We start from the raw sequence: 1097 nt of genomic DNA on the forward strand, positions 1-1097 counted from the left end.
GAATACAAAAACAACGTTGATGCCTGGCAACCCCTTATCGCTGCCACGAAAGAGCAGCGAGACAGCTTTAGCTGCACCATGGCAGCACTGGGCATGGCGTCACCCAATCGCATCGGGGCAGAGCAAGTGCTTCTGGAAACACAACGCATACAGCGTCATATGCAAGTTGTCGATGGAAAAGAAAAAACGGTGCATTATCTGAACTGGCGGGGCTCAAAGGGGTATAAGGACAATCAAAATCATATCAATGCCGAAATGGTTGAAAGTGTAGACCGAGCCTTACACTACACCCTCTTAGTAACAGAGCCTGCCAGAGCGCTGGCTCGGTTCTATCGACAGCCAAATCGCCCTCTGAAAGACGTACTCGGTGACTTTAAGCCGAGCGATGAGAACATCGCCCTGCTTAAGCCCTCCATGAGCAAGCCCACCCACCTTTTACATCTGGGCTTGCTGCTGGGCTTTTTTGACGGCAGTGACAAATGCGTCCGAGTCTCACCTGACACAAAAGGGGCTATCGATGTATCAATCACTAACCCAAAGTTCATCAAACCCATCGCGCAGTTGGAGCCGTTCGACACACTTGTGTTTAAGGCTCATTGCCCTTACGCCTATGAGTTGGTGGGATGCAGTTTATCCATCCAATGTCAATACAACAAATACACCGTAGGCCAACAAACACTCACAGTGGCCGAGTTTCAAAATCACATCGTCGAGACGAATCAATCTCAACTCAACGGATATAATCATCACCAAACGAAGTCTGTCGATGTTGAACGCGCGTTGTTTATGTATACACAAAAGCAAATGGGCGGCAAAGTAAAAAATCCTTTTCTTTTGGTGCCAATTAGGACACTCAGCGAATTATTTGCTAGAGAATTAGTTAAACGCACCAAATCACGACTGACTCTCTTTGAGCGCCACGGGTTTGCCTCCGACTTTGTGCTCAAGCCACACCAACTGAGGCATTGGCAAAATGATTACCTTGCGAAAAAAGGGCTGCCTCACCTCCTCATCACCCTGCTATCTGGTCGAAAGAGTGCAGAGCAAACACTCGAGTATATCCATACCACGGACGCCCAAAACGCCTCGGTGATTGG

At 48.5% G+C, this 1097-nt stretch carries 1 protein-coding gene; it reads left to right on the top strand.

Annotated elements, in window-relative coordinates; translation table 11 throughout:
* Positions 1 to 1097: hypothetical protein (locus A3762_RS26965; RefSeq protein WP_197468989.1), on the top strand; the 1097-nt coding region annotated here is incomplete at both ends.

The sequence above is a fragment of the Oleiphilus sp. HI0125 genome, from assembly GCF_001635355.1.